This is a genomic window from Bacillus sp. BF2-3, from assembly GCF_008368795.1.
GTDB lineage: Bacteria > Bacillota > Bacilli > Bacillales > Bacillaceae_G > Bacillus_A > Bacillus_A cereus.
In genome coordinates, this window is the sequence record NZ_QOSA01000050.1 from 1 (window position 1) to 22,454 (window position 22,454).

The window sequence follows — 22,454 nt, forward strand, 5'->3', positions numbered from 1 at the left end:
CTTTTAGGGGTCACTTCATATTTAGTCAGCTTTTTATTAAAAGAAGATACGCGATATAGTACTTAAAGCCTCTGATATTCTTAGTAATATTAACAGGCTTGTTGCTTTGATTTTAAAACTAGGCTGGTTAACCGTTATTTTAAATTTGATTTTCTTTCCATTATTATTGAAATTAATTTGCATTTTAAATCCCCCCTCATACTTATTAAAGAAGGACAAGTAATTAAAAAATCAAAGTGGTAGGAAAAATTCAAGGAAAAAATAATCAGCCCCTGGTTTTGAGTGCTGATTATCACATCCAAAAGTCATTTTCATTTATGTTTTTTCCTAATTTTTTTAATCCCCTTGTTATTTGGGATATAGTCGAAAATTTAGGTGTGTATTCTTTATCATTACATATTTTCGAAATCGTACCTCTACTTAACTTGGCGGCCTTCTCTAAATCTCCTTGTGTAATCCCTTGCTTGTCTAACCAGCGACCGAACTTACTACGTTTTTTACCTAATCCGAACACCTTTACCACCTCATGAATAGCTTGCCCTTTTCGTCATTTTTTTAAACACGAGAAAAAAACTGACATAAAGACCAAACAGTACACAATACTTTTTACCATACCAAACAAATTGCGATTCTCAGTTCCAAATTGCTAGTCTTTTAAAACTTCGTTTCACCTATTCTGAATAGAATTCGCTTACGGAATACTATTTCAGACATTGAAAGATTAGTATTTTCAATGATTCATAATTGTTTTTATCTCTTCTAATCTCCAGGGACTATTCTTGCAGAATACATAAAGAAGGGTGGTGCGAGTTTGTGATATTTGAGTTAGTAAGTTCAGTTGCAGTCGGTGGTGTAGTCTTTCTATCAAAAATGCATCAAAAAGGAGCAACAAATGATGCCTCTAAAATTCAAAGGATATGTGCGAACTGCGGATTAAAAGTAAAAGAAGGAAAAGAAATCAGGACTATACAACTGCTTCGTAAAACGAGAAATGATTGGGGAGTTGAATATGCGTATAGGATTCCGCTTGGTCTTAGTTTCTCCGATTTCGAGCAAAAGATGCAGCATTTAGAGGATGGATTAAATCATAAGAGCAAAGTTTATGATTTTAAACTACAAGACTTCAAATCTCTTCGACTGCGAAAAGATATCTTGAAACAAACACAAAACATCATAAACAAGAAAAAACTCGTTAGAAAGGAAATTGAGCTGTCTTACGATGGGTTACTTAAAATACGAGTTTATGAAAGAGGAATTCCTGATTTTGTTAAATTTGAGGAAGACATGATGAAGCAATGTAAGGGGTGGGAGGTACCTATCGGTTATACAAGGGATGGATTAGTAAAACACGACTTTGACCAGTTATCACATATGATCTCTGCCGGTATGACGGATATGGGGAAATCGAATGTATTAAAGCTTATTATTACTTCGTTGGTATGCAACCAATCAGAAAATATAAAGCTATTCCTTATAGATTTGAAGGGTGGTCTCTCTTTCAACCGTTACCGATTCTTAAACCAAGTCGAATCAATTGCGAAGAATCCAGAGGAAGCCCTTAAGACTCTAAAGGAATTGCAAGATAAACTGAATGCTAGAAACGAATACTTACTAGAAAAAGGATACGAAGATATAAAAGAAGCGGGGGATCCAGTACGGTATTTTGTAATCGTAGATGAAGCGGCTGATATAGCGCCATATCAGGAGTGCCAGGACATTATTGTTGATATTGGTCGTCGTGGCAGGGCGGCTGGATTCCGTTTAATATATGCAACCCAATATCCGACGAATAGCGCTATGCCGTCACAACTGCGTCAAAACATTGGTGCTCGTGTTTGCTTTAGATTACAAACAGAGGTAGGGAGCCGTGCCGTATTAGACGAGGGCGGCGCAGAGAGCCTTCCTAACATAAAAGGAAGGGCTATATATCAAACGAACGAGAAAAAGGTCCTACAGACAATTTATATCGATAATAAGCAAATTGATAACATCATAAAGCCGCACATCAACATAAGAGCGAGGAAGGAGCATCAAGATGCAAAAACTAGCCATGAAGGAAGCGAGAACGGAAAGTATACTCTTGAGCTTGAAGAAACTCGGCTTTCTTAGTAGAAAGCAAATCCAGGTACTTCACGATCTCGGTGGTGATAGGAATGCTTCTCGTGTAATGAAAGGTCTTGAAGAATATGTATCTAGCTTTAGAGATGGCGAGAAAATTTTCTATTTGAACAAGGAAGGGCGCGAGCGTATCGGGAGTAAGAAAATACTCAAGCGTTCGAATCAATTCCGCCATTATATTATGAGGAACGACATTTACATCGCTTACGAATGCCCAAAAACGTGGAAACAAGAAGTGAAGATGAACGTGAAAGGTATCATTTCCATAATTGCAGATGCATTATTCACCGATAATGGCCGTTACCACATTGTAGAGGTAGATCATGAACAAAAGATGAGCGCGAACTGTATCAAGATGCAGAAGTATCGCAAATTAATGGAATGCAATGTATTTGAAAAGACACCAAAGTTTATCTGGTACACCACGACGGAATATAGAAGGAAGCAAATCCAGAAGCTTTGTGAGGGATTGGATTGTAACATATTTACGGTTACTGATTTCCATTAAAAACAGGGAGATGGTCCATATGGCAACTGAGACAATGAGCATCAAAGATTTTATGGATGGTAACTATGGAGCGAAGAAAAATTGGAGCTTGTTCAAAAAGAAAGCAAAAAAATACGCACCCGTGGCGGCGCGAATAGGAATTATGATTGGCAGTGTAATTATATTCAGCAATATTATAGATATTCCTCATGTATTTGCTGATGGAAATAATCCAGATGTGAATGAGGTATTTAAAGATGTGCAGTCCAATGACGGGGCAATAAAAAACTATATAGATGGCCAGTTATACAATCGTATTGTAAATGCGTTTGAACCGGTTATTTTCTTGATTAAAGCAGTATCTTATCCAATTGCATCCGTTGTAGCGTTATGCGGCGGGCTATTCATTATGGTTGGTAGTCAGGAACGGGGATTCTCGCTAATAAGTCGTGCTGGGATTGGCTATATAGTAGTTCAAATGATTCCGTTGTTTATGAGGCTGCTTGTCGAGATTGCTAAAGCGATTTAGTCCTACTTAATGTAGGATTTTTTCATATGATAATAACCATCTATCGTTATTATCAGACAACATATCTTAACTCAACATTCGAAATAAATAGTTTTATGTTTCTAAAATTGTAATATATTTACATATTTGAAAATCGAAAGTATGATGAAGTTGCAAGCTATAAAACTATTAAAGGGGGATTTTTTTATGTTAAAGAAACTAGTAATTGGAGCATTAGCGACTGGGGTCATGTTATCTGGAGCTGGCGGTGTGATGGCGGCAGAAAACACACCAGCTTTAAGTAAGGAAAAGGTTGCAGACTTAAATACTTTAAGTACGGCGTATACTACTGTTAATGTCTATGGGAGCACTGTTGAGTTTGCTGTAAAAGGCTTAGAAAATCCATTCACTTCAACGTATTATCAAAAAATAGCTTGGACAAATAGTTATTCTGATCCAAATAATTACAATACATTAGCAGTAGCATATCCACAAAGCGGGAATGATTATAAGGCATATGGATATGAATCATTAAATAATGTTAAACAAAAAATCGGCTCTGGTCAGACTGTCTATGGTTTCGCTCTAGCAAAAAACGGAACATGGTATCCGGCTGGACAAGCTACAATTAACTATTAAGATTTAAAACAAAAAGGAGTCCTAGTAGGCTCCTTTTTTTACTTGCAGGAATTTCTTAACCATCATGGAATACTCTCACTAGGAGGTGTTGTGACGTTATGACGGACGAAATTGTTTATTCTGCTAGTGAAGTATATAAACGACTAGGAATAAGTGATAGCACCCTTAGAAAGTACATGGAAGTATTGCAACGCGAAGGATTCGTAGTGAAGAAGGATAATCGCGGCAGACGCCAGTACACAGACAGTGACATAATGGTGATTGAGAAATTAATTGAGCTTAGCAAGCATGACGGTATGACACTAGAGAAGGCAGCGAAGATGATTGCGCAGCAAATAGAGAAAGTTAATCCGGATCTGATTCAAGAAGAGCCTGAGGAAACGGACTTAGTGCCATTCCACATTAAACAACAACTACAGGAACAGTACAGCGTTATGACGCAAGAAATGAATCAGAGTATGTTAGCGATGGAGAAGCGATTAAGCGAGCAGGCCAAGCAAAGCAATGAGGAAATCAAAGCAAGCGTAGAAGCACATAATGAACGAGTGGAAAAACGATTGGAAGCGCGAGACGAGACGCTTATGAAGACACTGCGTGAGATGCAGGAAACGAAGAGAATGATGCAAGAATTTCGTGATGAGGTTGCTGCTGCGAAAGAGAAGAAAAAGCCGTGGTGGAAGTTCTGGTGAGAATAAGGAGGTTCCCTTGTGAGAGGAGGGTTCCTCTTTGTCTTTGCTACGGATAATGATGCGCTTTGTTAAACCCAATTTAAATAAAACATTTGGAGGAATGGACTTATGTCTAATGAAGTTTTGCCTTTCACAGTAAGACTAGCTGCTTCAGAAGATTTTTGGGATATATCAAATATAAACAAGCAGGTTCAACAGTTACATATAGAGGGAAGACCAGATATTTACGCTGATACTTCAGCTTCTTTGGATCGCAATGCATACGAAGAGTGGCTTAATGATAAAAACATAGAGATATTTGTAGTAGAGGACAATAATAAAGAGATTCTTGCTTACTTAATCTTAGATATTAAAGAACCATCTGAAAATCCAAAGTTAGTTGAGCGAAAAGTACTCTTTATCCGCAATATTGGTGTAAGTGAAATATGTCAAGGAACAGGAATAGGAAAAATTTTAGTTCAAAAAGCATTTGAGTATGCTAAAGAAATACAAGCAACAAGTGTAGAATTAAATGTTTTAGAATTTAACAAGAAGGCTATACGATTCTACGAAAAACTTGGATTTAAAACACAGAGTCGGCAAATGGAATTTGTATTATCGGATGCTTAAAACTATTTCCTATATTGATAAGGGAAAAGCCCGATTAAATTAACCGGGCTTTTTTTGATGACCTATTTCGTTATATCAATAGCCTTCATTAGTGGTACGGATATATTCCAACCTGCTTGTGATGTATAAGAATAACTGCCTTCTATGTTTCCTGTTACTGTAACTATATCTTTTTCAACAAATTCTGTTGGTTTATCGAAAGTTACATAAACAATGTCGTTGGTGTTATATCCATATGACCTTTTTGTAACAGCTAATCTAATATCAGTTGAACCGCCACTTTCTATGATCTGAACAATTTCACCAGTATATTTCACTAATTCGTCCTTGTGTCCATCCGGATTTTTCTTTAATTCAGGATAAGAAAGATCTTTCGCTAGTTTCTTTTTTTCTTTAATTTCTGCTTTTTCAGCTTCTTCTGCTGATAGAGCATTTTCAATATTTACTTTTCCAGCATTAATTCCTCTAACTTTAAATCCATTTTCTATCTCTTCTAATTCCCCATTAGATTTATAGTTTTTTTCGAAATTGTCATAGTCTTTGAATGCATCTAATGCAGCTTTGTTTTCGGCATCAACAGTAAAAGTCATTTTAAAATCATAGTTTCCATTTTTAACAACTTCACGTCCTGACGTTTCGGATACATGGTCACCAAATTCAAAATGAAAATTCCCATCATGAACAGTGCTCTCTTTTGACATTACTGCTATATATTCTTTTTCTGGCTCTTTGATAACACCTTTTGCTTTTGATCCTTCCGGCATATTTGTTTTTACATTTACCGTTAACATTTTAGTTTCTGGATTATAAGAGTATTCGCCTACTTCAAAATTAATTGCTTCTTTTTGTGCTTCTTTTTCGGCTTGTTCTTTTTCTAATCTTTGCTCATGTTCTGTCCAAGATTCCCTTTTTTTCTCTTCTGCTTTTTCTCCATTCCCACAGCCGCTAACGAAGAGTGATGCAGCAAGAATAATTCCGCCAATTTTATAATGTCTTTTCAATGCACGATCCTCCAAGATGTTTTCTAATAAGTTTTTTGTCGTATTATATTATAACAGAAATGTAATATTGTTCAATTTTGTTACTGAAATTCCATTTTTAAGGTGATTAACTTTTCTTTTATAGGTAGTCCATCGCTAAATGTCTTCTATTAATGATAATTATTTAAATGAACTAGTGGTGGAAGTTCTAGTGAGGATAAGAAGAGGAACGTATAAAAATAGAGTTGTAGAAAAATAAAGAGTGGATTCCTTGTGAGAGTAGGTATCCACTCTTTTCTTGTTACTGATAATGAAACACTATACCTGACTTACATAAATATCCTATTTGCTCAAATTAATCCTTGCTGATGATACAATTAAAGTCATGGAGGGGTATTATGGGAATTTATTATGTATCACTGTTTCTTATATTCGGCACTGCAATATTCTTTTTTTTCTTGTCTAGTTCATCAAAAATTAAGGCTAAAAACCTATCATTGATAATGGTTTGTTTAGGGATAAATCTACTTACAAGTCCAGTGGCTTTATTTATAGGTGGGATAGCTGATTATGCAGGTGTCGTGGCTAATTATGGAGCTTATGTTGCGGGTGATTCGACAACAGCTCCTCCTCTAGTTAGTCGTGTGCTTTATTTTTCAGGAGGATTTCTCTTCATTCAGGGAATACCACTCCTCATACTAATTGTCGCTTTGTGGAAGTTTGCAAGAGTAAAGAAAACAAATCGAGTATAGAAGTACATAATGAAAGAGTGAATTCCTTTTTAGAGGAGGGATCCGTTTTTTTCTTGCTATCAATAATATTACATAACGTTAAATTTATACGAATATCCTATTCATCCGAATTTATACAAAATCGAACTTGCTAATGGTACAATTAGGATAATGGAGGAATATTATGGGATATCTAAATCAGCTTTATGTAATACTGTATTTTATAAGCGGCATTGCAGTATTCTCATTCTTCAATTCTGATTCACCAAAAACTAAGGATAAAAATCTAATATTCATAATGGTCAGTTTAGGAGCAAATCTATGCACAATTCCAGTGGCTTTATTTATAGGTGTGATGGCAACAGACTCTCCATATAGTACTGTACTTGATTTTTGGGGAGGATTTCTCTTTATTCAGGGAATACCGCTCCTCATACTACTTGTAGCTTTGATATGGTGGTTTATCCGCAAGGTCAAAGAAAAAATCGACATATAGAATTTTAAAATGCCTTCCGCTAACGATAAGTATGTAAATGAGCTAGTGGAGACAGGTATGGTAAGGGTTCGAAATAAACTACGCAAAAGTAGAAAAGTATACATTTCTACTTTTCTACTTTGTAGGAATGTGTATTTATTATTGTATTTTTAACATAAAGTGGTATCGTCAGCATTTCGGAAAAAAAGCTAAGCAACAAAAAAATAAGCTGTCCATATAGACAGCTTATTTACATAATTCTCGTTATTGGAAGTTGATTAATATCAGTTCATTTGTTTTTCGAAAGGAGTTATTTTGTTCTTTCAAAGATAATATCAAAGTAATTCGCGTATCCCATAGTTGGTGGCGCAAATAGTTGATTTTATAGCGGGAAAACCTGTAACTAAAGCCTAATATAGGTGTTTTTGTTTAAATTTTGCTTAATTCTCACCGCTAATTACCTAAAAATTTAGAAATCGTTATATAATGAATTTAATTTAAAATTAGGAGTGATTAAATTGCCATATATGATAAACCTCGTTCTTTTCATCATTATAGCGAGGTGTTAAAACTTCTAATAGAAAGCATATTCGATTAAGAAAGAAGGGGTAGTTATGAAAACTAGTGAAGAAACGCATTGGCAAAGGTTTAAACGTAAGAGTAAATCCCCGAAAGAGTGGTTAAAGAAAGTATACGAATTTTTTATTAATGAACACGTATGGGATGCTATCTTTAAAGTGTTCATTAAACTAGTATGGGCAGTAAAAGGTATGGGGAAAAGCTTGAAACGGGTAATAGAAAACATATTCAATTAAATTCTATTCTTTCATACTTTCCTCATACGATCGATAATTTCCAATAAATTTGTTTTATATAATGGAGTGTGAATACGACAGTTGATACAGCAATGGCTATAATACCTATATGTACGTAAAAATTGAAGTAATCATATTTCTGGAAGAAAAATTCAAGGACAGGAAATAAAAGAGTAAGACTAGCAATTAATATTAATTGTTCTTTTTTCATTATCATGCCTCCTTCTTTGTATAATTCAGCATTGATAGAAACAATTCCTATATGAATATCCTATACATGATCAGTTAACATAACGTCCTATTATCGGTAGCAATAAATCTATTCGTCTTTTTATACATACCTATTAAGGCGCAGTTTTCGGGTTCTCGTTTGTTACTGGATTATCCGAAAAATCGTATAAAATCTTGCATACTCTTAGCGTTGTTTTTTTCTGAAATACTGGAGGTACCTCATAAAAAGAAGTACCCCTAATTAGAAAAAGGGATACTTCTTTTTATATTTCAGTCAGTAATTTAAATTTCATTTTCTGCTCTACAGTTAATTCTTTTTCTACATAATTATTAATAAGTAGATCAATTATTTCGTGAGCGAATTTCTTGTTGGTAATTTTCATTAGTGCTTCAAGTTCTACTTTTGATTCATTAGAAACTTTAATACTTCCTTGTTGATTTTTAAATTTCTTTTTCTGAGGTGCCTGTATGTCTTTACCTGAGTTGTCAGTAATAGGCGTAACTGTTACTACAAATGAATTATTCTTATTTTCCACAGGTACCACTCCTATTTAAACTTTTCACGTGTTATTTCTTTTCCAGCATTTCATAAAGGTGCTTGTACATCCCTTTATAACCTTCAGATTGTCTCGTTGTTAGTTTAGTATTTACATAACTTTCAAGAAGCATATCGATAATACTATTAATCGATGCCTTATCCATGCTTTCTTGTTCTTTTATAAATGGCTTAAGTGTATTTAGCTTTAATAAAACAGCAGGTGAAATTTTAGCTGTTTTAGATGGAACTAAACGTTGATCAGGCTTCTCAGGAGCTGTTACTTTTCCTTTATTGATAATAGGCTTAATAACTTGCTTCTTAACAGGTTCACTATTACGGCCAAAATCGTTAGTTCCTTTAATCTGTACACCTTTGTCATTTAAAGTGTTCCCAGGTTTTGTGACTATAGGCTGAAATGGTGCTTTAGACATAATGAACTTCCTCCTTAAGCGTTAATAGTAGCGAAATAATTTTCATGTTCATTAAGTTCGCTAAGAACATCGATGAATAGCTGATGAGCTTTTTCATCCCACATATCAATATTACCGCTGACGTTAACGTTTTTATGAATCCCTTCGATATCGTACACTTTTAGGCGTTCTTGATATCTCACGATTGTATTTAGAACGTTTCCGCCATACATTTCCTGAGCTTGTTGTAATACTTTATTATCCACTCGTTTTCCTTGATGTAACATCATTGGGATAATGCCTAAAACTTGTAGGTCTGCATCATATGTTTCTGCTAAGAACTGCATATAAGCGATGTATGTTTGAGCACCTTCTAAAGATAATTCTTGTGTTTGTAAAACGATGATACAATAATCAGCTGCTATCATAGCGTTATCTGAGTAGTCACTGATTGTTGGTGGTACATCAATGTAGATACGATCATATTTATCTTTTAATGGTTCTAGTAACTTCTTTAAATATGTAATTTGTGCAAGTTCATCCTCTGGGAACATATCAAAGAGGATTTTTGAAAGTTTTCTAAATGAAGTATTAGATGGAACGATATCCAAATTCTCGATAACTGGGATAATCTCATTCTCTAAATTTTGATTTAAAAATGCATCTGTAATAGACTTGTCTATTTGTTCAATGTCACCTGTTTTAGCAAGGACTCTTGTAGCATTACCCTGAGGATCCATATCCACTAATAGACACTTTTCGTTAAATACAGTAGCTGCTTCATAAGCTAACATTGTAGCTGTTTTAGTTTTTCCAACTCCGCCTTTAAAGTTACCGATTACGTATGTAGTTGCTTGTCTAGTCATTTTCGACATTCCTCCATAAAACTCCGAATAAGTATACCTTTGAGTAAAATGTAACATCTACATACAATATTCGCAATAGTATACCGAAGAAAAGTTTATGTTTTTTCAACAAATTTATCGAAAGAGTAGAAAAGTATACTAAAGCGTAAGATTTTTTAGTATACTTTTCTACTTTTCTACTTATACGTAGTTTATAGAGTTGGTGATTTTAAAGGTGTAAAAGTATACATTTCTACTCACGCGTAGTTTGGAGACGTTATCTCTATATACCGTTAATAAAGGGTTAATCGCAATTTTAAAGCAGGAATAATTTATAAATATGAGGTTATAAGTATACATTTCTACTCACGCGTAAGTTAGAAACGGTATACCAAATTTAAAAGTATGGTAGAAAAGTATACTTTTACACTTTTTCGTAGGTATACATTTCTACTCACGCGTACTTTTAAGTTGTCATTTCGCTGTTTACAAACAAAAAAGCTTGTTGTAACGTAGTACACAACAAGCAACATTCTACAAAACAAAACATATTTTGATAAATCAAATCTACATAAATAGATTGGTAAGACAATTGAATATGAACACAAAACAAAAAGCCACTCCCATATGCTAACGGCTACCAACCTTTAGCGGGAATGACTTGCTCTAGCAAGTGTACCACCACTTGACTAGAAATTAGCTGTATTAACCCACAGTGTTAACGTTTAAGAAGTGTACCACCACTAACCTTAAACAACTATGCCTTTTCACGAGGCTTCTTTGATATACCCATTTTATCTATTGTTTGACTAAAATTCAACTAGTAAATGCTAGAATTGTATTTTTTGTAGTCAAAAGATATATAACGGGCATCTCTAAACCTAGAAGTCTTGTGGATCTACAGGCCATTTAGGAATTGGAGATGTCTTTTTGTTTTTTGTTCGCGTGGAATTGCCTGATACCACGTAAATAAAAACTGATAAGCCGTAATTCCGTGCTGCTATACATATAGGGGGAACGTGTTACGGCGTGGCTAGCTGTTGGTCGTGCAGGGGGTACAGAGTATGCGCCTACAAAAACAGCACCCCTCATTGGAATCCTGTTCTTCTGGTGAGGGAGGGCGAGAACTTGCCCAGGGACGATTCTCTAAAAGGTTCGGGTGGTTATCGTTAGCATCAAGGTGCTAGGGAGTACATTCAGTTTGTCGTGTAGGGACGATATTACAAGGACAAGCCATAGTAAAAGGATGTATGCGGTGAAAATCGCTGAGTGAGCAGGGTCTATACATACGGATACCTTATAAGTGACCGCATGGCGAAAATAAGACGCTTATCCATCTATTTTGATTGATTACTTTTTTTGTGATCTTTCAAAGTAGGGGATAAATCTGCCTTCCAGCCGTGTTCCATAATCGTTCCCACATGATGCAAACCCTCAAGACCTCCAGTCAAGATTAAATTCGAAGAAAAGATGAAAAACATGGGATTGTTTAAAATCTGGGGGAACCACTTGCTAAGATAGTGGAATAAATAAGGGATTTACTACTTACTTGGTTAGAGGATAAGGGAACGGATGGTAGAATAGGGCTTATTGCAGAATTTGGTTTTACACATCGGATATAGTACGTGAAATTTAAAAGGTTAATTTCTTGTTTATAGAAATTAAGTATTATTTTGCAATTGATTAGAAGGATAAAATTTAAGGGGAATATTTTATGACTAATAATCTTATAGAGAAGAATTGGATAGATGATTTTATTAAAACAGATGCATTTTCAGAGGCTTTAGGTATGGTATGGCGTAATGGTTATGAATCAGGAGGTTATTTTCAATTCACTCATAAGTCACAAGTGATAGTAAAAAAGTTTGCTGATTTCTTTGGGAAAGAAACAAGATCAAGATATTGTGAAGATAAAGGGTATGTGGAATGGTATATGTCTATGAATAGTGACCATCCATTTATTACAAAGGTAAAAGAATTTGGTTGGACACAGATACGAGGAAAATCTAGGTTATTTCCTAAAGGTGAGTTTAATAAAAAAATATTCATTAAAAAATATGTTTTATTGAGGCATGAACTTGGCACGATAAAAGTTAAACGATCTGAAAATAAAATTTATGTTAGACCACGCTTTCGTATTCATGGGTCTGAAGATATCTTGGAGCATTTAAATAATTTTATGTTTGAAGAATTAAGCATTAAGAAGAAAAAATTACAAACTGACGGAAAAATACCAAAAGCAAAAATTTTATATTTTCAATCATACAAAGATATAGAGAGTATTTTGAAATATATTGGAGCTTCAGAGACATTAGAAACGTTGTATTCGTTCGATTTAGGATTTCATGATGCTGAAGAATTTAAGAAGACCGACCTAGGGAAATAAGCAGGTTTTTAGGAGGGGTATTACTATCTCATTGGATAAAAATTTAACATTTTATGATTATAAGAATAGTTTTCAACTTTTAATCTAATGTAAAGTTAGTGTTAGTGAGAGGTTTATTTTATATCAAAATGTTAACTAAAAAAGAGTTAGAAGTGATTATTTGAATAAATTAATATTACTATCTTTATTGGCTACATTTTGTTTAAATATCGCAGGATGTTCTAATGATATGGCTACACTAAGGGATAATTTTAACCCCTCAACACCTAAGAAGGTTAAATACATCAACAAAGCATGGTACAAAAAAATATATGTTATGTCATAGTTTAATGAAACTTTAAATGGTTGATGATAAATATTATTATAATACGATTAACATCTCTAAATTTATCTACAAGGGGTTACCATATCAAAAAATAGCAAACTAAGTAGCCGGTTCCTTAACGTACAGGGAACCGGTCAATTTGTGTCCAAACGTACAATTTTCTTTTTTTGATATGGTTATCCCTATATAAGATAAGTTTAGGAGTTAATTGGGAAATAATTGAGAATTGTTGTAAAATATTAAAAGAAGTATAGTTTATAGAAATTACAGATATTGATAGTCTACATATTTATTAATCGGTTATTGGGATAGAAATGTATTTGAAGAAATAAAAAAATTATAAGGAGTGTTGTAAAATGCCAGTTTCTTTTACACCTGTTACACCAATAAAAATAACAGATTTTGATTATAAGGGAGTTTTAGATTCTCAGTTTACATATTTAGGAGAGTATTCATTTTTTGAAAAATGGAAAGAATATTGGCTTGAAAATTTTATGGCTGAAGAAGAAGTTATAAAAGATTATATGGAAAAATTCCCCGGATCAAATCCAATTTTACAACGTGTTAAATATTATCCACATCTGTTAATAGAAGATTATGAAGTATTTTCGTTTGAGCATATTACACCTTTTGGTACAATAGAACTTCATTTTGATGTTGAGAGTATGAAGAAATTTATAGAAGTAAATCAATTAGAAAAAGAAACTATAAATATTTCACAAATCTATGTTAATTCGGAAACACCTGTTATTCAGGAAAAAAAGCAGGATCATCGAATTCCATACTTTGTGAGAATGTTCGGTACAACTCATTCTTATGTATGTGTAGATGGCAATAAAAGAATGCAGGTTAGATTGGGGGAAGGACAAACAGAATTTGAAGGCTACGTATTTTATCCTGAACATCATCAAGCAATGTTTATTTGTGGAGTTGATTTGAAATACTATATTTTAATGTATGAGTTAAATACATTAGTAGCATTAAAAGAATCTGGTTATGATGAACAGCGTATTTATGAATCAACGCAGATGTATTTGCAATCTGTATATAATAAATGAAAATGGAAGAGATAAACATAACTAAATGCTTTTCTCTGTTTAGTTTGTTTAGTGTAAATGAAGTCTTGTATAGTGCCCCCTTATAATGAAGATTAGGCGTTTTTGTTATAATTTATTCGTGCACAAGTTCAAAATTACATATAGCCCACCTGCGGAAATAGGTGGGCTTTTTATTCCATAAAGAAAAGACACCATAAGGTGCCTTCCTCCAACTTGGGTTATCCTGTATTAATGCCGTTTAGATTAATAAATTAAAATATAAAAATAATTAGTTATAATTCCATGTACCCTAGCTGATATAATGTATAAGTCAATTATTGGTTAATTAATAGTTTACATATATTAGGGGACACCATATCAAAAAAAGAAAATTGTACGTTTAGACACAATTTAGACATATTTTAAGGCGTATGCTCTACGTTAAGACCATCTTTCTTATTAGATTAATTTTTCTAAAGAAAAGGCACCCTTTCGAGTGCCTTTCACTATAAGCCATGTTATCTATAAATAATATAGGCTCAAGTTTATTGGGTTACTAATTTTATAAATGTTGATAGTAGTTACAATAAAATGTATTTAGTGTTAAAACAGCTTGTAATACTTCTTCTGGATCATCTTTTTCAAGCATCTGTGTAATTGATAAATAATATAATTTTTCATTTAATTGGTTTGATTTTATGGTCATTCTTAATCCTGCAAGTTCGTTTAACATTAAATGATATCTTTTAGCATCGTCAGGATTGCTCGGAATATTTTGTTTTAGAATACACTCACAATCTAGAGCTAAATTTATAAATTCTTGATCTTTCGTCACGTTATCCTCCTTTATTGCAGCCAACTGTTATCTATCTTATTAATCCAATATTGCATAGCTCCACCTTCTCTATATTCTTGAATTATACTTGTTTCTTTAAGATATTGAGTTTGAGAAGCTGTAAATCCTTTAAGTATTCTCGTCCCTTTGGGTACCTTAATTGTATATTGTGTATTGAGCGGATTTCCCCAAACTTCTAATACGGCTAACTCATTTCTAGTTTCTTCAATATTTCTTTCTTTATCTCCCCACCAATAACCAAGGCCATATTTAGATTCTGGTTCACCAGCCTTGCTTCTTCTATATAATGTAAATGGCTTATCAGTCTCTATAATTTCTATTTTTAACTCCTTAAATGCTAATACATCTGAATTTGTTCCTTTAAAATCAAAATTTAAAAATCCTGAAGATCGTATTACCTCTCTCTTTAAACTTGCTCGCTCCATTATACTCAGATTTAAATTATCTATTTTATCTAGAGCCTGATTCATGTCTTTAACTGACCAATTTTTCAAATCACTATTTCTAATATATCTGATTTTTTCTTCTAGATTAGTATTATCATTGAAAGTACTAGTCATTTGCTCAATATTGCTTAAATTGATGTTTTTTTCTTGTGCATATGTAATGGAAAAAGGAAAACCCCCCATTAATAAAATCAACATGCTTATAATAGAAAAGTACTTTTTCATAATTAATTCTGTCTCCTTATATGAATCTATTTTTAACCTTTTTAATTAGAAATAAAATCTAGTTTTCTTAAAATAAATTTCCATACCGGTTCTTCTCCTGTAATGACAGATACTCTACCAATCATTCCTGTATGTAGTTCTTGTAAATCCTTTGTATCAATTGTGGCTTCTAGTTCATACATATACCCTTTCGTATCTTTATCAAAAGTAGGATATGCTGATACATATGTTATTTGTCCCATTTGTTTATCTGTTTTTTGTAACTTAAACGAATATTGTACTTTATCCCCTTTTTTTATTCCTTTTATCTCTTGAGCTGGTAATAAGATTCTTACTTTTTTTTGTTCTTCTTTTGGGATAATTGAAACAATCTCTTGGCCAGGATTAATTAAATCCCCTTGTTGCAAGATGGAAGGAAATTGTACAATCCCGTCTTTTTGTGCCTTTATGATTGCTGTTTCATTTTGATGACGGAGTCCATCTAACTCTTGCCTTTTAATAAATAGTTCTTGTTCTAGGGATTGAATACGTTGATTCACTGAAATCATAGACTCGTCTTTATATTGATTTAAAGCATCTTTCTTTTGTTCTTGTTTTCCTTCTTTAGTAACATCAATTTTTGTTCTTTCATGCTCTAAAGATTCTTTTCGTTGTTGGATACGCTTTTCTACACTGTTTTGTTGAGATTCTAAATTCCCTATTTTATCATTCATTACTTGTTTTTGATCTTCTACTATATTTTCTTTTGTTTTTTGTTTTTCGATTGTGTCTATTTCCCTTTGGATATTTTCTTTTTCTGCAATTAGCCCCTGTAAAACTTCATCTTGTTCGTTTGAAGTTTTACTATTTGCTATCGCTTTTATTTCATTTTCTTTTTCATTTTGTATAGATTGATACCTTTTATCATAAGCTTGATATTCTTCTCTTATTTTCTTATCCACATCATTAGCAAAAGAGGGTTTATTCGACTCTATACTCCTTTTCAGCTGTTCTAACATTCCCTTTTGTTTTTCTAAATGTTGTACAATTTGGTCCATCTGGTTTTGTTTATCTGTTAATTCCTGATTCTTTAATTGGAGTAAAATATCTCCTTTTTTCACTTCGTTACCAGACTTTACATTGACTGTATCTACCACACCTACAATTTGAGTACGAGACACACTTATGTTTGATTTTCCTTGTATCATTGCTGTTCCTTTACTCACAGTGTCTAGTTTTCCAATATATGCCCAAATTATAAATCCTAGTAAACTTATACAAAGAAAACATAGTAATCCTGTAATAAACCGAGGAGGCCTTTTTTCCAATAACTCCACACTATCTGTTAATTGATCAAAGGAATAAATCTTATTCATATTGATCACCTCGCATTGCATATGATTGTGATTCCATACGCTCTACATGAACTGTTTGGTTCTTCCAAAGACGATAATACTCACCTTTATGGAATAATAATTCTTCATGAGACCCTTGTTCTATAATATTTCCTTTTCCCATTACAAAAATTTGATTTGCATGTTGAATTGTGCTTAGTCTATGAGCAATCATGATAACTGTGACTCCTTGTAAACCTAATTCTTTTAACATATCTGTAATATGTTTTTCAGTTGTAGAATCCAAATTACTTGTTGCTTCATCTAAAATCAAAATATCCGGTTTTTTCAATAATGCTCTCGCAATTGCTAAGCGCTGTCTTTGTCCCCCCGATAAATTTGAAGCATTTTCTTCTAAATGTGTTTCATAACGTAATGGTAATTCACCAACAAACTCATGAACATAAGCCTGTTTACATACTTGTATAACCTCTTTTAACGTAACTGATCGTTCTAGTCCAAAACATAAATTCTCATAAATAGACGCACTAAAGAAAAATGATTCCTGAGAAACATATGCAATTTTATCTCGCAATGCAGTACGATTTATTTCTTTAATATGATAATCATCATAATATATGTCCCCTTCTTGAGATTCATAATAATGCATTAACAATTTTGAAATTGTCGTTTTTCCAGAACCACTTTCTCCTACAAAAGCTACTTGACTGCCAGGTTTAATAGAAAAGCTTATATTATTTAAAACATTCTTACGCGTTCCATAGCGGAATGTAACATTAGAACATTCAATTTTCCCAGATAACTGTTTAGGAGAAATTTTATTGTATTCTTCTTCACTTTTTTCAGCATCTAAATCAAAGACTTCATTTAATCGTTCTCCAGCAACTAATGCAGATTGCATAGTAGGTTGAATTCCAATTAAATTCTCAATTGGATTTAAAAAATAAGCTAAAAGTGCATTATATGTAATTAATTCACCTATGGTCATATTACCTTTTAACACTTGCATAGCACCCACCCAAAGAATAACTGTTCCCCCAATTAACTCAAGTCCCATCTTAATAGATCCCTGTAAATTAGATAACATTCCTCTTTTAAATACATTTTTTAATAAATTAACAAAGCGACTTTCAGTTTGAAAAAACACTTCTTTTTCAGCATTATAAGATTTTACTGTGGCAATCCCATTTAAAGATTCAACTAAGTAAGAAGTTAATTTTGCATTACTTTCCATTTCTTCGCGATTAATAGATTGATACGGTTTATGAAAAGCAAAAATAATACTTATATAAAAAGGTATTAATAATAAAGTAACACCAAATAAAATGGGACTATGTATATACAATAAAATTGCTCCCACTGTAACCATCACTGTATCAATCATTAATGTAACAGTTACTGTTGATAAAGCATCTCTTATTTTACTAGCATCTATAAATCGAGAAATTATTTCTCCCACTTTTCTTGTTTCAAAAAAATTCATTGGTAAACCTATCACATGACGATAATACCCAAGTATTAATTGAATATCTATTCTTCTACTCAAATATAAAATTAAATGTGTACGAAAATAGGATAGAAGAACTTTAAAAACATACAACATAATAATCCCTATTGATACGATATGAAGTGTTTGTAATAACTGATTCGTAACAATATCATCAATCAAAAATTTAAAATAAAATGCCCCTAATAAACCAAATAAGTTAAAAAAGATAGAAGTGAAAAATAAAGGCACAAGCAAATTTTTTTGTTCCTTCAATAAAAATAAAAAACGAGAAAACGTATTCTGAGATTCATTTCCCTTTTGAAAGTTTTTACTAGGGTTCATTAATACCAAAATACCAGTCCATATTTGACAAAATTCATCTAACATATAAGTCATTAAACCTTTTTCAGGATCTGCAATATAAATTTTATTTTTTTTTACTTGATGGATTACTACATAATGTAATAGACCCCCATTTACTACTATATGAGCAATCGCGGGTAATTGAATTTCTTCTAAAGCATTTTTATTCGTTGCTTTTACGCCTTTTACTTCAAATCCTAATCTTTCTCCAGCTTTCATTAATCCCTGTATATTTGTACCTTGTAAATCTGTACCCGCTATTTCTCTAATTTTTGAAATAGGCATAGTTAGTCCATAATGACGAGAAATCATGGCAAGACAAGCTGGTCCACAATCTTTTAAATCATTTTGTTTTATACACGTAAATTTTCTAAATAGCATATATTACTCCTCTTAAATTATTTATGTTACTAAATAAATACTAATCAAATAAGTATGGTTGAATATATTAATTTTTTCTATATAATAATAGGTATCCATTAAAAAAAAGTTAATACATTTGTTTTTTCAGTTATTACCTCTTAAATTAATAATTCTAAGGAGGAATAAAAATGAATTCATACACAAATCAACAAAAAACAGTATCACTTATAATAGCTACACTTATCTTTTTCGTCTTTGTGTTAATCGGTATATCCAATTTTGCAAAAACAAATCACTTTTATGTAAATTTAGGAGGCTTAGTCCTTAACAGTTTCATGTTACTTATAGCAGCTAAAGCATTAATGAAACAAATTAAAAACTAAATAATATAACAAAAAAAGATAAAATAGGTTTAAACCTATTTTATCTTTTTCAACTATATATATTGTCTTAACTTTTATAGAAATACTAAAGTTTAATAATCTATACAGTATTAATTTAAAAGTTATAAAGTTAATTTATATAGTATTAGCAAAAAGTAGCTGCACCTGTAAGGCCACCGCTAACTCCACCAATAGCGCCACCAATACCAGTACCAATAACCGGAACAGCTGAACCTGCAGCAGCTCCACCTAAACCACCAGTTCCAGCTCCACCGATAGTTCCAGCAACACATTTACCCCAGCTGTTCCACCAGCCTCCACCTTCAATTTCCATTAATTCTTCTTCAGTTAGCATTTGTAAGTTTTCCATGTTATTACCTCCTTTGTTAATACAAACCAATAATAACATATAAAATGTATATAAAAATATGTAATTATACATATTTTGCTATATTATACTTTTCAGTCTATCATAGCAATTTTATTACTCCCTCATATAGAGGTACCGCCACATTTTAACGAAAATATACGCTAAGCAATTTTCGACATCAAAAAACGTTGATTTTACTACTCTAAGCAAAGCATTTAATCTCAATTCAAATTGTGTTATTGAGTTTTGAGAATCCCTTAGAGTATAAAAACGTTAAAATGTGCGTGCTACCCCGTTTGCTAATCCTTGTGAGAAAACAAGGATTTTTTTGTCGAAAATGGTATATAAAAGAGATAAGATGATTTTCTATTATATGATTCAATCAATTTCATAGAGAGGTGATTAGAGAGGTTTTATATGAAAAGAATCAGAATAGGGATATAAATAAGGGGAGGAATTTATATGACAAGAGTTAGTGATAATAGTTTAAATGCATTAATTAAGCGTTTGAAGGATGATAGTTCGGATTATATGAATGAAAATGCTGGTAGTTGGGGTCTTGATGATTATTTACAAACTTTGGTAAGAGATGGGAATTTATCTGATTCCGCTGCATTAGGTTCGGCAAAACAGGCGATTGATCAAGGTTTTTCTTCTTTAACTGATAAACAAATTAGAGCAATTGCTTTAGAAATGTTGAGTAATGACGTGTATATGGCTAAATGTCGTAATGAAAGGTGTGGGGAAATAATTGCATGGGGAGATATGAGTATTGCTTTGGATGAAGGGCAATGTTATCACTGTGTAAATGCTGAAGCGAGTTTAGAACGTCAATAAATAAAACAAGGGGCACTCGAATAAAGGTGCTCCTTGTTTTATCTTTATCTGCATATCAGTAGTTTTTATATAAAGAAAAGACACCCTAAGGTGCCTTCCTCCGACCTGATAACTACATTTTATGATTTCATTTTCTTTATTACATACCTTGCTGCAGACACAGGAGAAGTTAATGCTAGAATGTAGAGTTTTGCTTTTTCTTGTTTATTTACAGCGTTTTGAATGTATACTTTTGTTATATAAAATGAGGATATCAGGAGAATTGATGAGAAGTCAATAATTAAGGGGATATGAATGTAAACTAATATTTAAAAGTTTACTTTCAGAAATAACAAAAAAAGAGTCCTATATTAAGAGGACTTTTTTTCTATTTCCCTTATTTTTTTCCGCAACTGTTTGCCAAGTGAACATGCTCATTAAAAATTTTGTTGTTAATTTGTTTTTCATATTTTTTTAATGTTTCATTTATTTTACTACCAGTTTTACTTTCGAAACTCTTCTCTAGTTCTGATGCTATATCTCTTGTATTTGTTTGTAAATCGTGAAATATCCCTATGTTTTTTTGAAGAGCATATGTATCTTCTTTTATAATATCTATTGATTTAAACTCTACCTCTGCTTTTAACATCATACGCTGCATTTCTTTTTCAATTTGTTTTTTAGCAGCTTGTAATTCATCAACAACCTGATTTGCTAAATCTCCCGCAGCTCCTGCAGCATTTTCGATTTGTTTTTCTATCTTTTTAATTTCTCCCATAAAATCGATCATATAATTATCCCCTTATTTAATTTGAAAATTTGATGCTAATTGGTTGTCTTTATCTCTTAGTGAATTTGCTGCATCACTAATATCATCTCCGAATCGGCTTAAACTCTTTTGTTCTTTTTTTAAAAGATGGATTAATTCTTCTGCTAGGTTTGCGTCATGAAAATAGTCATTTCCACCTTTTCTAATTTTAGCAATTTGTGAGATGGCTTCATCTACTTCGTGTTCTTCTAATAAATGATATCTTCCACCTGGCCCTGTTTCATGTTTTAATTGATTTTTTAACTTTTGAACTGCTTCAGCTTCGTTTCTTTGAAACTCTTCTATATTTTTTGCGATATCTGATAATCGATTGCTGAGTGTTTGAATTTTTTTTGCTTGTTTTATAATATCTTCAGGTTCTAATTTTAATATGGGGCTTCCATTTGAATGAAAGGATCCCTGAAATGTATCTCTGCCGTGTCCGTCCATAGTTAAACGTGTAAAAAGTCCTTGTTTTGTATCGTTCTGTCTCACTGTGTATTGCTTACCAATTAGAGGTGCACCGAATTGAGTGTGGTTACCAATCGGGTCATTTTCATGTGTATAATCAGTTGCTTTATTTTCCATTTTCCCTTCATTTACCCGTTTTTTTGCTTCAGGACTTAGTATACGATAGGGATTCGGTGCAGCCCATGTAGTTGCATAACAATCTAATTCTGCAGCGATAAGGTCCGCTTCTGCACCACCTTTACTATGTCCAGTAGTATGAAGAGAAGAAGGGTTATATTTTGCTACGATGTCATTTTTTGCCCATTTTAATCCAGTATCAAATGATGTTTCAGAATTAGGTTTTATAGTTTGACTGTTACTTGGAGTAATTACTTTAGAATGTGTTTTAATTCCAAACGTAATCTGATCGATATCTGTTTCGAAATCTGCTAATTGGTTAGGCTCTGTCCCGCGAAATGCTAGGATTATATCATCATAATGTGTTGCATTTTCTTTGTAATCTTTTTTGGGTACTACTGCAATAGCTTCTAATCCATTTTTTACTTTTTGACAATCTGCATCAATTGATTCTATAACTACCCATATCTTACCATCTACCCCTTTTATTTCTTTACCTTTTTTTAAAACTTCGTCATCATAAACATGATCTGCTAATTTGAAATAATCTTCATCCGTTGCAATAGGATTTCTTTTAAATTCATTCATAT

26 protein-coding genes are annotated in these 22,454 nt (G+C 32.6%); 13 read left to right on the forward strand and 13 right to left on the reverse strand.

Annotation, left to right across the window (positions count from 1 at the left end; translation table 11 throughout):
* Nucleotides 1-292 precede the first annotated feature (292 nt).
* Nucleotides 293-514, reverse strand: a complete 222-nt coding sequence (locus tag DN401_RS27210; RefSeq protein WP_100655159.1) for a helix-turn-helix domain-containing protein — start codon at nt 512-514, stop codon at nt 293-295.
* A gap of 299 nt (nt 515-813) precedes the next feature.
* Between DN401_RS27210 and DN401_RS27215 the strand changes: the two genes are divergently transcribed.
* The 6 genes from DN401_RS27215 to DN401_RS27240 all read left to right on the forward strand — a co-directional run bounded on the left by DN401_RS27215 (nt 814) and on the right by DN401_RS27240 (nt 5,050).
* Nucleotides 814-2,109 (forward strand): FtsK/SpoIIIE domain-containing protein, encoded by a 1,296-nt coding sequence (locus DN401_RS27215; RefSeq protein WP_100655158.1) that lies wholly within the window; start codon nt 814-816, stop codon nt 2,107-2,109.
* Nucleotides 2,081-2,626, forward strand: a complete 546-nt coding sequence (locus DN401_RS27220; RefSeq protein WP_345703246.1) for a replication-relaxation family protein — start codon at nt 2,081-2,083, stop codon at nt 2,624-2,626. Before DN401_RS27215 ends, DN401_RS27220 begins: the two co-directional genes overlap by 29 nt.
* Nucleotides 2,627-2,645: 19 nt before the next feature.
* The gene (locus DN401_RS27225; RefSeq protein ID WP_086404219.1) at nt 2,646-3,134 is read left to right on the forward strand and encodes a hypothetical protein; all 489 of its coding nucleotides are present in this window, start codon (nt 2,646-2,648) and stop codon (nt 3,132-3,134) included.
* A gap of 186 nt (nt 3,135-3,320) precedes the next feature.
* Nucleotides 3,321-3,752: a hypothetical protein gene (locus DN401_RS27230; protein ID WP_086404396.1), complete on the forward strand. Its 432-nt coding sequence runs from the start codon at nt 3,321-3,323 to the stop codon at nt 3,750-3,752.
* 98 nt (nt 3,753-3,850) lie between these two features.
* Nucleotides 3,851-4,441 carry a DUF3967 domain-containing protein gene (locus DN401_RS27235; protein WP_100655157.1) on the forward strand — a complete coding sequence of 197 codons (591 nt, stop codon included), beginning with the start codon at nt 3,851-3,853 and terminating at the stop codon, nt 4,439-4,441.
* Nucleotides 4,442-4,549: 108 nt separating this feature from the next.
* On the forward strand, nt 4,550-5,050 hold the full coding sequence (locus tag DN401_RS27240) for a GNAT family N-acetyltransferase (RefSeq protein ID WP_086404394.1): 501 nt from the start codon (nt 4,550-4,552) through the stop codon (nt 5,048-5,050).
* Nucleotides 5,051-5,112: 62 nt separating this feature from the next.
* Here DN401_RS27240 and DN401_RS27245 read toward each other — a convergent pair whose 3' ends face one another.
* Complete coding sequence (locus DN401_RS27245) at nt 5,113-6,051, reverse strand: hypothetical protein (RefSeq protein WP_086404393.1); 939 nt, start codon at nt 6,049-6,051, stop codon at nt 5,113-5,115.
* A 377-nt stretch (nt 6,052-6,428) separates the two neighbouring features.
* Here DN401_RS27245 and DN401_RS27250 point away from each other — a divergent pair, with 377 nt between their 5' ends.
* The 3 genes from DN401_RS27250 (at nt 6,429) to DN401_RS27260 (ending at nt 8,051) form a co-directional block, all read left to right on the forward strand.
* Nucleotides 6,429-6,782 (forward strand): hypothetical protein, encoded by a 354-nt coding sequence (locus tag DN401_RS27250; protein WP_086404392.1) that lies wholly within the window; start codon nt 6,429-6,431, stop codon nt 6,780-6,782.
* A 163-nt stretch (nt 6,783-6,945) separates the two neighbouring features.
* On the forward strand, nt 6,946-7,257 hold the full coding sequence (locus DN401_RS27255) for a hypothetical protein (RefSeq protein WP_070179594.1): 312 nt from the start codon (nt 6,946-6,948) through the stop codon (nt 7,255-7,257).
* A 593-nt stretch (nt 7,258-7,850) separates the two neighbouring features.
* A complete protein-coding gene (locus DN401_RS27260; RefSeq protein WP_017658129.1) occupies nt 7,851-8,051 on the forward strand; it encodes a hypothetical protein in 201 nt (66 codons plus the stop codon).
* Between the two features lie 22 nt (nt 8,052-8,073).
* Here the strand turns inward: DN401_RS27260 and DN401_RS27265 are convergent, their stop codons facing one another.
* From DN401_RS27265 to DN401_RS27280, 4 genes are all read right to left on the reverse strand, one after another.
* A complete protein-coding gene (locus tag DN401_RS27265; protein ID WP_100655156.1) occupies nt 8,074-8,262 on the reverse strand; it encodes a hypothetical protein in 189 nt (62 codons plus the stop codon).
* Between the two features lie 283 nt (nt 8,263-8,545).
* Nucleotides 8,546-8,818 (reverse strand): hypothetical protein, encoded by a 273-nt coding sequence (locus DN401_RS27270; RefSeq protein WP_149288062.1) that lies wholly within the window; start codon nt 8,816-8,818, stop codon nt 8,546-8,548.
* A 31-nt stretch (nt 8,819-8,849) separates the two neighbouring features.
* Nucleotides 8,850-9,251 carry a hypothetical protein gene (locus DN401_RS27275; RefSeq protein ID WP_000030444.1) on the reverse strand — a complete coding sequence of 134 codons (402 nt, stop codon included), beginning with the start codon at nt 9,249-9,251 and terminating at the stop codon, nt 8,850-8,852.
* A gap of 14 nt (nt 9,252-9,265) precedes the next feature.
* Nucleotides 9,266-10,096: a ParA family protein gene (locus tag DN401_RS27280; RefSeq protein ID WP_000198084.1), complete on the reverse strand. Its 831-nt coding sequence runs from the start codon at nt 10,094-10,096 to the stop codon at nt 9,266-9,268.
* Between the two features lie 1,693 nt (nt 10,097-11,789).
* On the opposite strand from DN401_RS27280, the gene DN401_RS27285 reads away from it, so the two are divergent.
* Together DN401_RS27285 and DN401_RS27295 are read left to right on the forward strand one after the other, a co-directional pair.
* Entirely contained in the window at nt 11,790-12,461 is a 672-nt protein-coding gene (locus DN401_RS27285; protein ID WP_100655154.1) for a hypothetical protein, read from the forward strand.
* 681 nt (nt 12,462-13,142) lie between these two features.
* A complete protein-coding gene (locus DN401_RS27295) occupies nt 13,143-13,844 on the forward strand; it encodes a hypothetical protein (RefSeq protein ID WP_100655153.1) in 702 nt (233 codons plus the stop codon).
* 541 nt (nt 13,845-14,385) lie between these two features.
* On the opposite strand, the gene DN401_RS27300 is transcribed toward DN401_RS27295, so the two are convergent.
* Genes DN401_RS27300 through DN401_RS27315 form a run of 4 tightly spaced genes read right to left on the reverse strand, consistent with a single transcriptional unit; the run spans nt 14,386 to nt 18,917 of the window.
* Nucleotides 14,386-14,658, reverse strand: coding sequence for a hypothetical protein (locus DN401_RS27300; RefSeq protein ID WP_100655152.1), 273 nt, complete (start codon nt 14,656-14,658; stop codon nt 14,386-14,388).
* A gap of 11 nt (nt 14,659-14,669) precedes the next feature.
* Complete coding sequence (locus DN401_RS27305; RefSeq protein WP_100655150.1) at nt 14,670-15,350, reverse strand: autotransporter; 681 nt, start codon at nt 15,348-15,350, stop codon at nt 14,670-14,672.
* A 41-nt stretch (nt 15,351-15,391) separates the two neighbouring features.
* Entirely contained in the window at nt 15,392-16,705 is a 1,314-nt protein-coding gene (locus DN401_RS27310; protein WP_100655149.1) for a putative HlyD family type I secretion protein, read from the reverse strand.
* Nucleotides 16,698-18,917, reverse strand: coding sequence for a peptidase domain-containing ABC transporter (locus DN401_RS27315; RefSeq protein ID WP_100655148.1), 2,220 nt, complete (start codon nt 18,915-18,917; stop codon nt 16,698-16,700). Before DN401_RS27315 ends, DN401_RS27310 begins: the two co-directional genes overlap by 8 nt.
* 170 nt (nt 18,918-19,087) lie before the next feature.
* On the opposite strand from DN401_RS27315, the gene DN401_RS27320 reads away from it, so the two are divergent.
* Nucleotides 19,088-19,282 (forward strand): hypothetical protein, encoded by a 195-nt coding sequence (locus DN401_RS27320; protein WP_100655146.1) that lies wholly within the window; start codon nt 19,088-19,090, stop codon nt 19,280-19,282.
* A gap of 145 nt (nt 19,283-19,427) precedes the next feature.
* On the opposite strand, the gene DN401_RS27325 is transcribed toward DN401_RS27320, so the two are convergent.
* Nucleotides 19,428-19,724 (reverse strand): Blp family class II bacteriocin, encoded by a 297-nt coding sequence (locus DN401_RS27325; protein ID WP_370512998.1) that lies wholly within the window; start codon nt 19,722-19,724, stop codon nt 19,428-19,430.
* Between the two features lie 390 nt (nt 19,725-20,114).
* Between DN401_RS27325 and DN401_RS27330 the strand changes: the two genes are divergently transcribed.
* Entirely contained in the window at nt 20,115-20,489 is a 375-nt protein-coding gene (locus DN401_RS27330; RefSeq protein WP_100655144.1) for a hypothetical protein, read from the forward strand.
* A gap of 376 nt (nt 20,490-20,865) precedes the next feature.
* On the opposite strand, the gene DN401_RS27335 is transcribed toward DN401_RS27330, so the two are convergent.
* Nucleotides 20,866-21,258, reverse strand: coding sequence for a hypothetical protein (locus tag DN401_RS27335; RefSeq protein ID WP_098213273.1), 393 nt, complete (start codon nt 21,256-21,258; stop codon nt 20,866-20,868).
* Between the two features lie 12 nt (nt 21,259-21,270).
* Nucleotides 21,271-22,452 carry an alpha/beta hydrolase family protein gene (locus tag DN401_RS27340; RefSeq protein ID WP_075676549.1) on the reverse strand — a complete coding sequence of 394 codons (1,182 nt, stop codon included), beginning with the start codon at nt 22,450-22,452 and terminating at the stop codon, nt 21,271-21,273.
* Between the last annotated feature and the right edge of the window lie 2 nt (nt 22,453-22,454).

What these genes read in the sequence shown, in the direction of transcription:
- DN401_RS27240 (WP_086404394.1), top strand. Translation starts at nt 4,550, where the DNA reads ATGTCTAATGAAGTTTTGCCTTTCACAGTAAGACTAGCTGCTTCAGAA.
- DN401_RS27295 (WP_100655153.1), top strand. Translation starts at nt 13,143, where the DNA reads ATGCCAGTTTCTTTTACACCTGTTACACCAATAAAAATAACAGATTTT.
- DN401_RS27315 (WP_100655148.1), bottom strand. Translation starts at nt 18,917, where the DNA reads ATGCTATTTAGAAAATTTACGTGTATAAAACAAAATGATTTAAAAGAT.
- DN401_RS27340 (WP_075676549.1), bottom strand. Translation starts at nt 22,452, where the DNA reads ATGAATGAATTTAAAAGAAATCCTATTGCAACGGATGAAGATTATTTC.
- DN401_RS27335 (WP_098213273.1), bottom strand. Translation starts at nt 21,258, where the DNA reads ATGATCGATTTTATGGGAGAAATTAAAAAGATAGAAAAACAAATCGAA.
- DN401_RS27265 (WP_100655156.1), bottom strand. Translation starts at nt 8,262, where the DNA reads ATGAAAAAAGAACAATTAATATTAATTGCTAGTCTTACTCTTTTATTT.
- DN401_RS27260 (WP_017658129.1), top strand. Translation starts at nt 7,851, where the DNA reads ATGAAAACTAGTGAAGAAACGCATTGGCAAAGGTTTAAACGTAAGAGT.
- DN401_RS27280 (WP_000198084.1), bottom strand. Translation starts at nt 10,096, where the DNA reads ATGACTAGACAAGCAACTACATACGTAATCGGTAACTTTAAAGGCGGA.
- DN401_RS27310 (WP_100655149.1), bottom strand. Translation starts at nt 16,705, where the DNA reads ATGAATAAGATTTATTCCTTTGATCAATTAACAGATAGTGTGGAGTTA.
- DN401_RS27330 (WP_100655144.1), top strand. Translation starts at nt 20,115, where the DNA reads ATGACAAGAGTTAGTGATAATAGTTTAAATGCATTAATTAAGCGTTTG.
- DN401_RS27255 (WP_070179594.1), top strand. Translation starts at nt 6,946, where the DNA reads ATGGGATATCTAAATCAGCTTTATGTAATACTGTATTTTATAAGCGGC.
- DN401_RS27275 (WP_000030444.1), bottom strand. Translation starts at nt 9,251, where the DNA reads ATGTCTAAAGCACCATTTCAGCCTATAGTCACAAAACCTGGGAACACT.
- DN401_RS27230 (WP_086404396.1), top strand. Translation starts at nt 3,321, where the DNA reads ATGTTAAAGAAACTAGTAATTGGAGCATTAGCGACTGGGGTCATGTTA.
- DN401_RS27325 (WP_370512998.1), bottom strand. Translation starts at nt 19,724, where the DNA reads ATGTATAATTACATATTTTTATATACATTTTATATGTTATTATTGGTT.
- DN401_RS27305 (WP_100655150.1), bottom strand. Translation starts at nt 15,350, where the DNA reads ATGAAAAAGTACTTTTCTATTATAAGCATGTTGATTTTATTAATGGGG.
- DN401_RS27320 (WP_100655146.1), top strand. Translation starts at nt 19,088, where the DNA reads ATGAATTCATACACAAATCAACAAAAAACAGTATCACTTATAATAGCT.
- DN401_RS27225 (WP_086404219.1), top strand. Translation starts at nt 2,646, where the DNA reads ATGGCAACTGAGACAATGAGCATCAAAGATTTTATGGATGGTAACTAT.
- DN401_RS27235 (WP_100655157.1), top strand. Translation starts at nt 3,851, where the DNA reads ATGACGGACGAAATTGTTTATTCTGCTAGTGAAGTATATAAACGACTA.
- DN401_RS27285 (WP_100655154.1), top strand. Translation starts at nt 11,790, where the DNA reads ATGACTAATAATCTTATAGAGAAGAATTGGATAGATGATTTTATTAAA.
- DN401_RS27250 (WP_086404392.1), top strand. Translation starts at nt 6,429, where the DNA reads ATGGGAATTTATTATGTATCACTGTTTCTTATATTCGGCACTGCAATA.